General features: G+C 71.1%; 12 protein-coding genes and 1 pseudogene. 10 read left to right on the top strand and 3 right to left on the bottom strand.

What is annotated here, in order from left to right; translation table 11 throughout:
- The 8 genes and pseudogenes from SACSA_RS25175 to SACSA_RS0108310 all read left to right on the top strand — a co-directional run.
- Positions 1 to 127, top strand: a pseudogene (locus tag SACSA_RS25175) (L-cystine ABC transporter ATP-binding protein YecC); the annotation flags it as partial.
- A gap of 127 nt (positions 128 to 254) precedes the next feature.
- On the top strand, positions 255 to 881 hold the full coding sequence (locus SACSA_RS0108340) for a histidine phosphatase family protein (protein ID WP_028661679.1): 627 nt from the start codon (positions 255 to 257) through the stop codon (positions 879 to 881).
- 131 nt (positions 882 to 1,012) lie between these two features.
- The gene (locus tag SACSA_RS0108335; protein ID WP_019815003.1) at positions 1,013 to 1,651 is read left to right on the top strand and encodes a DUF4352 domain-containing protein; all 639 of its coding nucleotides are present in this window, start codon (positions 1,013 to 1,015) and stop codon (positions 1,649 to 1,651) included.
- Between the two features lie 142 nt (positions 1,652 to 1,793).
- Entirely contained in the window at positions 1,794 to 2,378 is a 585-nt protein-coding gene (locus SACSA_RS0108330) for a TlpA family protein disulfide reductase (protein ID WP_019815001.1), read from the top strand.
- A gap of 215 nt (positions 2,379 to 2,593) precedes the next feature.
- A complete protein-coding gene (locus tag SACSA_RS0108325) occupies positions 2,594 to 3,367 on the top strand; it encodes a cytochrome c biogenesis CcdA family protein (protein ID WP_019814999.1) in 774 nt (257 codons plus the stop codon).
- Between the two features lie 107 nt (positions 3,368 to 3,474).
- The gene (resB, locus tag SACSA_RS0108320) at positions 3,475 to 4,995 is read left to right on the top strand and encodes a cytochrome c biogenesis protein ResB (protein WP_157596737.1); all 1,521 of its coding nucleotides are present in this window, start codon (positions 3,475 to 3,477) and stop codon (positions 4,993 to 4,995) included.
- Complete coding sequence (gene ccsB / locus SACSA_RS0108315; RefSeq protein WP_019814994.1) at positions 4,995 to 6,005, top strand: c-type cytochrome biogenesis protein CcsB; 1,011 nt, start codon at positions 4,995 to 4,997, stop codon at positions 6,003 to 6,005. Before resB ends, ccsB begins: the two co-directional genes overlap by 1 nt.
- 82 nt (positions 6,006 to 6,087) lie before the next feature.
- Positions 6,088 to 7,380 (top strand): MinD/ParA family ATP-binding protein, encoded by a 1,293-nt coding sequence (locus tag SACSA_RS0108310; RefSeq protein ID WP_028661676.1) that lies wholly within the window; start codon positions 6,088 to 6,090, stop codon positions 7,378 to 7,380.
- A gap of 47 nt (positions 7,381 to 7,427) precedes the next feature.
- Here SACSA_RS0108310 and SACSA_RS0108305 read toward each other — a convergent pair whose 3' ends face one another.
- Entirely contained in the window at positions 7,428 to 7,613 is a 186-nt protein-coding gene (locus SACSA_RS0108305) for a hypothetical protein (protein WP_019814992.1), read from the bottom strand.
- 210 nt (positions 7,614 to 7,823) lie between these two features.
- Positions 7,824 to 8,033, bottom strand: a complete 210-nt coding sequence (locus SACSA_RS0108300; protein WP_019814989.1) for a BldC family transcriptional regulator — start codon at positions 8,031 to 8,033, stop codon at positions 7,824 to 7,826.
- Positions 8,034 to 8,215: 182 nt separating this feature from the next.
- Between SACSA_RS0108300 and SACSA_RS25920 the strand changes: the two genes are divergently transcribed.
- The gene (locus tag SACSA_RS25920) at positions 8,216 to 8,800 is read left to right on the top strand and encodes a DUF4229 domain-containing protein (RefSeq protein ID WP_019814987.1); all 585 of its coding nucleotides are present in this window, start codon (positions 8,216 to 8,218) and stop codon (positions 8,798 to 8,800) included.
- Entirely contained in the window at positions 8,797 to 9,861 is a 1,065-nt protein-coding gene (gene cds1, locus SACSA_RS0108290; protein ID WP_019814986.1) for an L-cysteine desulfhydrase Cds1, read from the top strand. Before SACSA_RS25920 ends, cds1 begins: the two co-directional genes overlap by 4 nt.
- Positions 9,862 to 9,879: 18 nt before the next feature.
- Here cds1 and SACSA_RS0108285 read toward each other — a convergent pair whose 3' ends face one another.
- Positions 9,880 to 10,752, bottom strand: coding sequence for a 1,4-dihydroxy-2-naphthoate polyprenyltransferase (locus SACSA_RS0108285; RefSeq protein WP_019814985.1), 873 nt, complete (start codon positions 10,750 to 10,752; stop codon positions 9,880 to 9,882).
- Between the last annotated feature and the right edge of the window lie 148 nt (positions 10,753 to 10,900).

Here is a 10,900-nt window from a genome sequence, read left to right as displayed (position 1 = left end):
CTCCGACCGGATGATGATGTTCGACCAGGGACAGGTGATCGAAGAGGCGCCGCCGGAGAAGCTGTTCTCCGACCCTGAGCAACCGCGCACCCGCGAATTCCTGCACGCGGTACTCGGCCGGTCCTGACCCGCCGACCGGGTCCGCCGACACCTCCTGTCGGAAGTCCACCCGCATTCCGTCGGGGTCGAGCGTCCTGCGGGCGGGCGGCCCCAGACGCGCGGACTCGCGGGGCGTGGGGCGTCACGACGGGGCGTTGCGCACGATCGTGCACCTGTTGCGGCACGGCGAGGTGTACAACCCGCACGGCGTGCTCTACGGGCGGATGCCCGGCTATTCGCTCTCCGAGCGGGGCAGGCAGCAGGCCGTCACGGTCGCCGAGACGCTCGCGCCACACAACGTGGTCGCGGTCGTGGCCTCGCCGCTGGAGCGGGCGCAGGAGACGGCCGGTCCGATCGCGGCGGCGCACCGGCTCGACGTCGGCACCGACGAACGGCTCATCGAGGCGGGCAATCTCTTCGAGGGTGAGCGGGTCAGTGTCGGCGACGGGGCGCTGCGGCAGCCGAGGCACTGGTCGAAGCTGCGCAACCCAGTACTGCCGTCGTGGGGAGAACCGTACCTGGAGATCGCGCACCGGATGCTCGGCGCGGTGCACACCGCCCGCGCGGCGGCCGAGGGTGCCGAGGCGGTCTGTGTGTCGCACCAGCTCCCGATCTGGACGTTGCGCCGCTTCGTCGAGGGGCGGCGGCTCTGGCACGACCCCCGGCGGCGCCAGTGCTCGCTGGCGTCGCTGACGAGCCTGGTCTTCGCGGGTGAGTCGCTGGTCGAGGTCGTCTACAGCGAACCGGCGGGCAGCACGGACCCGACCGTCACGGGCGCCTGAACCCGAGGCCGACGCCGCTTCGAGACCTCGATCACCGAGCGTGAACGATTCGGTAACCTTCCTGCCCTCCTGTCCGAGACGTCGGGTTTACTCATCGAGGCAAGTCGAGCAGTGACAGGAAGGCCGAGAGAGTGAGCAACGAAGAGCAGTCGTCCCAGCAGGAGCAGGCCCCCTCGGGTGGGAACTGGTTCGCCCGGCACAAGATCCTCACGGGCGTGCTCGTCGTCGTCGTACTGGCTGGTATCGGCGCGGCGATGGGTGGCGGCGGCGATTCGGACGGTAACGCCGATGCCGGGTCCGTGGAGACGTCGACCGGTGCGGACGGGGTCGAGGAGGTCGCCGACGGTGACTCGGACGGCGATGCGGAGTCGGAGACCGTCGGACTGAACACGCCCGCGCGGGACGGCAAGTTCGAGTTCACGGTGAGTGAGGTGGACTGCGGGCACGCCGAGGTCGGCGACGAGTTCCTCGGCAAGCAGGCGCAGGGCCAGTTCTGCCTGGTTTCGATGACGGTCGAGAACATCGGCGACGAGCCGCAGAGCCTGTTCGGGGACAACCAGAAGCTCTTCGACTCCGACGGACGCGAGTTCTCGGCCGACACCGAGGCCGGGGTGTATGTCGGGCAGGAGAACCAGACCCTGTTCGAGGAGATCAACCCGGGCAACACGCTCGAGGGAGTCGTCGTGTTCGACATCCCGGAGGACGCGACACCGGCCACACTCGAACTGCACGATTCCGCCTTCAGCGGTGGCGTGGAAGTCACACTCTGAGGCGCTCGCCTAACATCGATGGGCACAGTGGAGCCGGGAACCGCCCCCGCGCGGCCGCCCGGCTCCCCGCACGACCCGCTCAGGTGAGGCACGCATGTTGTCGCGGAGAACGCAGTCCGTCCGTACCCGGCACACCGGGTCAGTGACACCGACCGCACGGCGTGGCGCGCTGGCCGTGGTGCTCGCGGCCGTGGTGCTCGTGGCCACCGGGTGCTCCGGGGGTGGCGGCGGCTACGAGTTCGTCTCGCCCGGCGGGCAGACCGACATCCACTACGCCGAGTCCGAGCGGCAGCCGCTGCCGGAGGTCGCGGGGGAGGACCTGTTCGACCCGAACAAGCGCATCGCCGCCTCCGATTTCGAGGGCAAGGTGCTGCTGATCAACCTGTGGGGCCAGTGGTGCGGGCCGTGCCGGGTGGAGGCGCCGGAGTTGCAGGCGCTCTACGAGGAGACCCGGGACGACGGCGTGCGGCTGCTCGGCATCGACCTGCGCGACTACGACCGCTCGGCCCCCCAGGACTTCATGCGGGACCGGGGCCTGACCTACCCGTCGATCTATGACCCTTCGGGCCGGTCGCTGCTGAACCTGACGGGTTACCCGCGCAGCGTCGTCCCGTCGACCATCGTGGTGGACCGCCAGGGCCGCGTCGCCGCGATCTTCCTCCGTGACGTCCTGGCCGAGGACCTCCGCCCGGTCGTCAACCGCCTCGCCGCCGAGCCTGCCGCCTGACCCACCCGCGAGTTGCCCCTCCTCACCCGCGAGTTGCCCTTTCCCGCACGCGAGTTGCCCTTTCCCGCACGCGAGTTGCCCGGCGCGGTAGCCGTTCCGCGCCGGAGTCACCCCGTACCCGCCGCCGAGGCGTCGGCGTGGCCTGCGTCTCGTCCGCGCCGGTGGCGGGTGAGGCGGTGGGCTTCACAGGATTCGTATTCCCTACGCTGAGGCTCGTGGACGCGGTGAACGAGCTGGCGGTGTCCGGGCCGCTGCTGCTCGCGGCAGGCCTCTCGCTGCTCGCGGGCGCGATCTCCTTCGCGTCCCCGTGTGTGGTGCCGCTCGTTCCCGGCTACCTCGCGTACCTGTCCGCGCTGGTCGGTTCCGACGCGCCCGCTGTGCGCGGGGGCGAGGAGCGTAAGCACGGCAGGCGCGCGGTCGTGGGCGCGGCCGGACTGTTCGTGCTCGGCTTCACCGTGGTGTTCACCCTCACCGTCGGCAGCCTCGTCTGGCTGGCGGACGCGCTGTTGACGAACCAGGAGCTGCTGCAACGCCTCGGCGGTGTCGTGATCATCGCGATGGCACTGGTGTTCCTGGGCTTCTTCCCGGCCCTCCAGCGCGACACCCGCCCGCACCACGTCCCCCGCGCGGGTGTGTGGGGTGCCCCTGTGCTCGGCGCGGTGTTCGGTCTCGGGTGGACGCCGTGTCTGGGGCCGACGCTCTCGGGCGTGCTCATGATCGCCAGCGCGAGCGGTGACGCGGCACTGCGGGGGTTCCTGCTCGTGCTGGTGTACTGCCTGGGCCTCGGCCTGCCGTTCGTGCTCCTGGCCGCGGGCGCGCGCTGGGCCGTGCATGCCACCGACTGGCTGCGCCGCAATGGCCGGACGGTGCAGATCGTCGGCGGTGTGCTGCTGCTCGCCGTCGGTGTGCTGCTGGTGACCGGCCTGTGGATGGAGCTGGTGAGCTGGATGCGGAACGCGTTCATCGTGGACACGAGGTTGCCGCTGTGACCGACACCGTCTCCCGCGAGTCCCGCCCGAGCCCCGCGGGCCACCGGCCCACGCGGACCCGCCGCGCCCTCGCGTTCGTCCGCAACACCTGGCGCGGCCTGACCTCGATGCGCACGGCGCTGGTGCTGCTGTTCCTGCTGGCGCTGGCCGCGCTGCCCGGCGCGCTGCTGCCGCAGCGGGAGCTCAACGCCTCCGAGACCGCCTCCTACATCGAAGAACACGGCTGGTGGGGTCGGCTGCTCGACCGGCTCCAGTTCTTCGACGTCTACTCCAGCGTCTGGTTCTCGGCGATCTACCTGCTGCTCATGGTGTCGCTGGTCGGGTGCCTGCTGCCGCGCACCACCGAGTACCTGCGCGCGATGCGGGCCGGGCCGGTGCTCACACCGCGCAACCTCGCCCGCCTGCCGCACCACGTGCGCGCCGAGACCGACGCGACGCCCGAGGAGGTGCTCGCCACCGCCCGGAAGCGCCTGCGCGGGTGGCGGACCGTCGAGCGGGAGGAGGCCGACGGCGTCCGCTCGCTCAGCGCCGAACGGGGCTACCTGCGCGAGGCCGGCAACCTGGTGTTCCACTTCGGCATGCTCGGCCTCATCGTCGCGTTCGCGCTGGGCGCGATGTACTCGTACGAGGGTCAGGTCATCGTCCACGCCGACGGGCAGGAGTTCTGCAACTCCGGCACCTTCAACTACGACTCGTTCGATCCCGGCCTGCGGGTCGACGGCACGCGACTGAGCCCGTTCTGCGTGCGGGTCAACGACTTCGACGCGACCTACACCGGCGTGGGACAGCCGATCGCCTACGAGGCCGACATCCAGTACCAGTCGGGTGCCGACCTGGAGTCCGGCACGTGGCGGCCGTACCACCTCGAGGTCAACGAACCCCTGCGCACGGCGGGCGACCGGGTCTATCTGCTCGGTCACGGCTACGCGCCGACGTTCACCGTGACCTACCCCGACGGCGACGTGCGCACGAAAACCATCCAGTGGCGGCCGAGCGATGAGACGACCATGCTCTCGCAGGGCGCGACCAAGTTCGACCCGCCAGGGGTGACCGACTCCGAACGGCGCCGGGAGCAGCAGCTCGCGATCACGGGCCTGTTCGCGCCGACCGCCGCCTTCCACGGCGACATCCTCACCTCGACACACCCCGGGCTGAACGACCCGGCGGTGGCCGTGGACGTCATGCGCGGGGAGCTGGCCGTGGAGGCCGGACGGTCGCAGTCGATCTTCGGCATCGACCAGTCGATGGTCGAGGCCGGGCGGCTGGAGCGTGTCGCCCGGGAGAACCTGCGTGTGGGCGAGGAGATCACGCTGGCCGACGGCACCCGGATCAGCTTCGACGGTGTCGATCAGTGGGCGTCGCTGCAGGTCTCGCACGACCCGACGCAAGTATGGGTGCTGGGCTTCGCCGTGGCCATGTTCGTCGGCCTGGGCGCCTCCCTGGCGGTGAAGCGGCGCCGCTTCTGGGTGCGGGTCACGCCCGCCGCCCCGGACGACGATGATCTCCGACGTACAGTAGTAGAGTTGGGCGGGCTCGCTCGTACCGATCAGGCCGGGTACGGCGAGGAGTTCACCGTGATCGCCGGTGACCTGCTGCATCGTGAGCCCGAGGGCGGAAAGGCGCGCTGATGCCGGTCGACGAGACGTTGTCGCAGTTCAGCGACTGGTCCTACACCACGGCGGTGGCGGTCTACGTGCTGGCGATGGTGTTCTTCCTTGTCGAGCAGTCGTTCGGGAGGAAGGGCAGGCAGGCCGCCGCGCGCACCCGCGACGAGCGGCTCGCCACGGCGTCGGCCTCCGGCGGTGGGGGCTCGGCACCGGTCACCGTGCTGACCGCCAAGGGCATGACCACCGGCGCCTCGGACCCGTCACGCGAACAGCGCACCCGCCCCGAACGCCTGGGACGCATGGGTGTCGCCCTCACCGTGCTCGCGGTGCTGCTGCACCTGGCCGCGCTCGTGTTGCGCGGCATGGCCACCAGCCGGGTGCCGTGGGGCAACATGTACGAGTACATCATGGCGATCTGCCTGGTCACGGTGATCGCCTGGCTGGTGATGCTGCGCAGGTACCCGGTGCGGCATCTGTCGGCCTTCGTGCTGCTGCCCGTGGTGATCCTGATGTTCGTGGGCGGCACGATGCTCTACGCCGTGGCAGCCCCGTTGCAGCCGGCGCTCCAGTCGTACTGGCTGGTGATCCACGTCGCCGCCGCGGCGGCGTCCTCCGGCGTGTTCCTGGTGCCGGGGGTGGCGAGCCTGTTGTATCTGGTGCGGGCCCGGCACGAACGGAATCCGGCGTCGTTCTCCCGGTTCGGTCCGCGCCTGCCCGCGCTCGAGGTGCTCGACCGGATCGCCTACCGCACGACCGTCTTCGCCTTCCCGGTGTTCACCTTCGGTGTGCTCTGCGGCGCGGTGTGGGCCGAGGCGGCGTGGGGCCGGTTCTGGGGATGGGACCCCAAGGAGACCGTGGCGTTCGTGGCGTGGGTGGTCTACGCCGCCTACCTGCACTCCCGTGCGACGGCGGGCTGGCGTGGTACCCGGGCGGCGGCCATCAACGTCGTCGGGTTCGCGGTGACGGTGTTCAACCTGTTCTTCGTGAACCTCGTCTCGGCCGGTCTTCACTCGTATGCGGGAGTCAGCTGACGTTCCGCGCCGACTCGGACTACCGTCGCACGGGGGACACGCGCAAGGGGGTATCTCGTAACCGAGGCGGAGGAGCGACGTGGTGACCGAACCTGACCACGACGGCGGGCACGACCAGCCGCTGCTCTCGGAGGCGAGCACGGATTCCACGCCCTACCCGGCCGGGACCGGCCCGGCTCAGGGGCCGCCCGTCGGCTACCCGCATCCGGCCGGACACGCCCCGCCGGCCGCGGGGCCGGTCTCCGGACCGTTCCCGGCGGCGGGCCCGTACCCGGCGGCGTACCCGAACGGTGCCTATCAGGACGCGCGTCAGCCCCGGCAGCCGTACGCGGGTTACGTCCACCCGGGGTACGGTGCGCCGCCGCATCCGCCGTACGCGGGCCCTCCGCAGGCCGGGCCGGGCGGCGTCCCGTTGCCGCAACCGCAGGGACGCCCCGCGCAGCACGGGCACGCCGACCTCGACAGCGCCCAGTTCGTGCGGAGGATGAAACGGCCCCCGCAGTCCGGTTGGCGCCGGTGGCTCTACCTCGGCACCGGCAAGCTCGTGAACCCGGGCGAGAGCCCGGCCGACCGCAGGCGCAGGGAGCTCGCGTCGCGGGTGAACCAACCGCTGCGCGGCTGCTACCGGATCGCGATGCTGAGCCTGAAGGGCGGCGTCGGCAAGACCACGATGACCACCGCCCTCGGTTCGACGTTCTCGTCGTTGCGCGGCGACCGCGTGATCGCCGTGGACGCCAACCCGGACCGGGGCACGCTCTCGCAGAAGATCCCGATCGAGACGTCGGCGACGGTGCGTCACCTGTTGCGCGACGCCGAGGGCATCACCCGCTACAGCGACGTGCGTGCCTACACCTCGCAGGGTCCGAGCAGGCTGGAGGTGCTGGCCAGCGAGTCCGATCCCGCGGTGTCGGAGGCGTTCTCCGAGCACGACTACCTGCGCGCGGTGAACCTGCTGGAACGCTTCTACAACCTCGTGTTCACCGACTGCGGCACCGGACTGATGCACTCCGCGATGAAGGGCGTGCTCGATTCGGCCGACTCACTCGTGGTGGTCTCGTCCGGTTCGCTCGACGGCGCGCGCAGCGCCTCGGCCACGCTCGACTGGCTCGACGCCCACGGCTACGGCGACCTGGTGGCACGCTCGGTCGCGGTGATCAACTCGGTGCGCCCGAACGCTGGGTCGGTCGATCTGGAGAAGTTGGCCGCCCACTTCGCGGCCCGGGTCCGCGCCGTGGCGCGGATTCCGTTCGACCCGCACCTCGAGGAGGGCGCGGAGATCGATCTGGAACGCCTGCATCGCGAGACCAGGGACGCGCTGCTGGAACTGGCGGCGACGGTGGCCGACGGATTCGCCGCCGACCGTCTCGTGCGCTGAGCCCGCCGCGCGTTCACGGGCGCTCGGGCCCTCGGAGGCGTCCTCCCTCAGGCGGTGCCCTCGTCGTCCTCCTTGCGCTGCTGCTCGCCGAGTTTGCGGAGGAAGTCGGGGTCGTCGTCCGGGGCGAGCGGCGCCGCCCGGCGCGAGGACACCCCGACGCGCTCGGCGCCGAAGGCCCGCCACAACAGGACGGCGATGGTGAGGGCGCCGATCGCCGCGAGCAGGTACAGCATGCTCGCTCCCTTCGGTGTGCTGCGCGAGAGGTACTCCGCACCCGAGATTAACCCGATTGTCGAGTTTACCGCCGCCGGGTACGCCCGGCCGTGTGGAGACCGCGCCTCGCCGTGATCGGGTCCGTCCGCGCGCCCAGTGCCGTGAAGGGCCCCTTCTCCGCGGGCAACGCGGGAAAGGGGCCCTTCACGGCACCGTGCGGGGCGTGCTCGTCAGTCGTGGGAGACCTGGCCCGCGTCGGTGGTCAGCTCGGCCAGAAGCTCGTTGACCTCGGACTCCCGGAAGCGCCGATGCCCCCCTGGCGTGCGGATCGAGCCGATTCGGCCCGCGGTGGCCCAGCGCGTCACCGTCTTCGGGTCGACTCGGAACAACGACGCAACTTCTCCCGGCGTGAGCAGCCGTCCTCCCGTGCTCGCGGTCACAGTCCGCCCTCCTTCGTTTGTCGCGCCGCAATCGTGGCACTTCACCCGCCGGGTACTCGAACGGTTGTCAACAGGTAAAGAGGTAGTAAGGGACAAACCGCCCGGTTCGGGCGGCACGAGAGCCACGGTGCTTCCGGTGCTCCACGTCCGCCCGCGTAGCCTCGACGAATGTGAGGACCAGCGTGAGCGAGACCGACCGTGACCGGAACGGGGGCGACACGTTCGTCCGGGACCTCCTGCTGTACCTGCTGGCCAGGTTCGCGCTCGTCGCCGCGATCGCGGGTGCGCTGCTGCTGTTCCGGGTGCCGTTGCTTGTCGCGCTGGCCGTGGGCTTCCTGGTCGGGATGCCCGTCGGCCTGCTCGTGCTCCGCTCTCTCAACGCGCGGGTCACCGCGGGCATCGCCACCAGGAACGAGCGGCGCGCGCGGGAACGCGCCCGGCTCCGCGCCGAGTTGCGTGGCGAGGTCCCCGCCGACCGGGACACGGCCGACAAGAGCACCGACGGCACCGGGAATGCCGGGGACACCAGGGACACCGGAGACAGCGGGGGCGCCAAGAGCGCAGAGGGCGCGGACGGCGCGGACGGCGCCGAGAACGCAGAGGTCGCCGAGAGCGCAGACCGCGCCGAGAGCGCAGACGGCGCCGAGAGCACAGAGGGCGCTGAGAACGCGGACGGCGCCGGAGCCGAGCGTGATCGAGCCGAGGACGCCCGGCGTGACGGCCGGGACGGCGAGGACACCGAGACCGGCGGAAAGGGGCAGCGGTGAATCACGAGTGGGTGCGGGAGGCCGTGCGCGTCATCGAGGCCGACGCCAACCGCAGCGCCGACACCCATCTGCACGTCTTCCCGCTGCCGCTCGACTGGGGAATCGACCTGTACCTCAAGGACGAGTCCGTGCACCCCACGGGCTCGCTCAAGCACCGCCTCGCCCGGTCGCTGCTGCTCTACGGCCTTGTCAACGGTCAGATCGGTCCCGGCACCGTGCTGGTGGAGGCCTCCAGTGGTTCCACCGCCGTCTCCGAGGCGTACTTCGCGCGGATGCTCGGCCTCGAGTTCGTCACCGTGGTCCCGCGCAAGACGAGCCAGGAAAAGATCGACCTCATCGAGTTCTACGGCGGGCGGTGCCACTTCGTGGACAGCGGGCCGGAGATGTACTCGGAGGCCGAACGGCTGGCCGCCGAGTGCGGTGGCCACTACCTCGACCAGTTCACCTACGCCGAGCGCGCCACCGACTGGCGCGGCAACAACAACATCGCCGAATCCGTGTTCACCCAGCTCCGTTCGGAGCGCCACCCGGTGCCGTCGTGGATCGTCGTGGGCGCGGGCACCGGCGGCACCAGCGCCACGTTCGGCCGGTACGTGCGCTACCGCAGGCACGACACGAAGGTGGCCGTGGTGGACCCGGAGAACTCCGCTTTCGCGGGTGCCTGGGAGACGGGCGTGCGGGACTACTCCACCGGGATGCCGTCCCGGATCGAGGGGATCGGCAGGCCCCGGGTCGAGCCGTCGTTCGTGCCCGAGGTGATCGACGAGATGATCCGGGTGCCCGACGCGGCGTCGATGGCCGCCATCCGCTACCTGCGCGAGCGCACGGGCCACTGGGCGGGCGGGTCGACCGGGACGAACCTGTACGGCGCGTTCACCGTGATCGCCCGGATGCTGGCCGAGGGACGGCGCGGCAGCGTGGTGACACTGCTCTGCGACGGCGGCGAGCGCTACGCCAACACCTACTACGACGACGCCTGGCTGGCCGAGCGTGGCCTGGACATCGGCCCGCACCTGCGGGCGTTCGAGCAGTTCACCACCACCGGGATCTTTCCCGCGTGAGGCAGGCCTGCCGGGTGCTCAGGACAGCCCGAGCGCGGCGCCGGTGAGCGCGGCCCAGGCCAGCATGGCCATTCCCGTGTCCCGCAGCACGGGGATCAGCTCCGCGCCGGTGCGCCCGCCCACGACGGCGCGCACCGGCGCGCCCAGCAGCACCAGGGTCACCACACCCACCAGTGCCAGCGGGTGTCCGAGCCCGAGCAGCACCGTGACGGCGAACGGCACGGTGACCAGCCCGAGATAGAGCCGCCGCGTTCCCGCGTCGCCGAGGCGAACGGCGAGAGTGTGCTTGCCGGTCTCGCGGTCGGTCGGGATGTCGCGAAGGTTGTTCGCCACCAGCACCGCGCACGACAGCGAGCCCACGGCGACCGCGCAGCCGAGGGCCTCCCAGCTCACGGCGCCCGTCTGCACGTACACCGTGCCCAGCACCGCGACCAGGCCGAAGAACACGAACACGGCCACCTCGCCGAGCCCGGCGTAGCCGTAGGGCCTGCGACCGCCGGTGTAGAACCACGCGGCCGCGATGCAGACCGCGCCGGCCGCGAGCATCCACCAGTGGCCGCTGGAGGCCACCAGCGCCAGCCCGAACACGGCGGCGAGCGCGAAGCACGTGAGCGCGGCGGAGAGCACACGGCCGGGCGCGGCCTCGCCGGAGCCCACCAGCCGTGCCGGGCCGACGCGGTCACTGTCGGTGCCGCGCACGCCGTCGGAGTAGTCGTTGGCGAAGTTCACGCCCACGATCAGCGACAGCGCGACCAGCAGCGCGAAGCCGGAGCGCCACCAGGACAGCGCGCCCAGCTCGGCCGCCGCCCCCGCTCCCGCGAGCACGGGAGCGACGGCGTTGGGCAGCGTGCGTGGACGCGCTCCCTCGATCCACTGCGCGACGGTCGCCATGCGCCTCATTGTTCGGCATCGCCGTCGGCGTGGGTGAGCTGGTCACGCAGAATGCCGCGTACGGCACTTCTATTGACCTTGCCGGGGCCCACGAGGGGCAGTTCGGGCACGAACCGCAGTACCTTCGGCGTCGCCGCGCCGCCGAGGG

Source organism: Saccharomonospora saliphila YIM 90502 (assembly GCF_000383795.1).
Lineage (GTDB): Bacteria > Actinomycetota > Actinomycetes > Mycobacteriales > Pseudonocardiaceae > Saccharomonospora > Saccharomonospora saliphila.
The sequence above is the reverse complement of the archived record's forward strand: the minus strand, read 5'-3'. Positions and strand labels throughout refer to the sequence as shown.

Bases quoted from the DNA above. Each gene is read 5' to 3' on its own strand.
- resB (WP_157596737.1), top strand. From the start codon at position 3,475: ATGCGCACGGCGCTGGTGCTGCTGTTCCTGCTGGCGCTGGCCGCGCTG.
- ccsB (WP_019814994.1), top strand. From the start codon at position 4,995: ATGCCGGTCGACGAGACGTTGTCGCAGTTCAGCGACTGGTCCTACACC.
- SACSA_RS0108305 (WP_019814992.1), bottom strand. From the start codon at position 7,613: ATGCTGTACCTGCTCGCGGCGATCGGCGCCCTCACCATCGCCGTCCTG.
- SACSA_RS0108285 (WP_019814985.1), bottom strand. From the start codon at position 10,752: ATGGCGACCGTCGCGCAGTGGATCGAGGGAGCGCGTCCACGCACGCTG.